Source organism: Clostridium sp. MCC344 (assembly GCF_018785365.1).
Taxonomy (GTDB): domain Bacteria; phylum Bacillota; class Clostridia; order Lachnospirales; family Lachnospiraceae; genus Pilosibacter.
In genome coordinates, this window is record NZ_WQPQ01000050.1 from 1 (window position 1) to 633 (window position 633).

Annotated in this window: 1 protein-coding gene and 1 pseudogene; both read left to right on the forward strand. The window is 53.2% G+C overall.

The annotated features are described in order from the left end of the window. Positions 1-321 (forward strand): annotated as a pseudogene (locus GPK90_RS12000) (VirB6/TrbL-like conjugal transfer protein, CD1112 family); the annotation flags it as partial. Positions 322-364: 43 nt separating this feature from the next. Further along, positions 365-633: SpoVG family protein (locus GPK90_RS12005; protein WP_252197449.1), on the forward strand; the 269-nt coding region annotated here is incomplete at its 3' end.

Here is a 633-nt window from a genome sequence, read left to right on the forward strand (position 1 = left end):
GAAACCTGCCATAGTGATATGGTAAGGCGCCGGGTTCTTACCCTACTACTCACAAGTTTAGCGCCTATCCCGTTTGCCACAGTCCCCAACAGGGAAACCGGACACATGGGGCAGAACTATTTCCGCTCCCTCTTTGCGGTGGGCTTTCAAGGCCTGTTGATCTTAGTCTGTGTCGCCATCTATGCGGTGCTGATCCAGAGTATCGCCACCGACGGCGACCCCATCGGGGCGATCTGGGGATGCGTGGGATATACGGTGCTGCTGTGTTTTACCTTATTCAAAACAGGCAGTCTTGCAAAATCCATCTTCGGCTGCCATTAAGAGACTTCGGGTCATGCTGACCCGAAGCGGAAAGGAGAAATCCATGCAGGAAAAAACTGCGGGCGGAACACCAGCCGCCCCTATAAAGCTGGATGTAAGCGTGCGGGTCATCGAACCTGTGAAAAATCTCATGGGCTTTGCCAGCGTGAAATTCAATGACTGTTTTGTGGTGGAAAATCTGAAAATCGTACAGGGCAGCAAGGGCCTCTTTCTTGGGATGCCCAGCCAGCCGGACGGCAAAGGCGGCTATCGGGATATGGCCTACCCTGTCACAAAGGAGTTCCGGGAACAGCTCAATACTGCTGTTCTGCA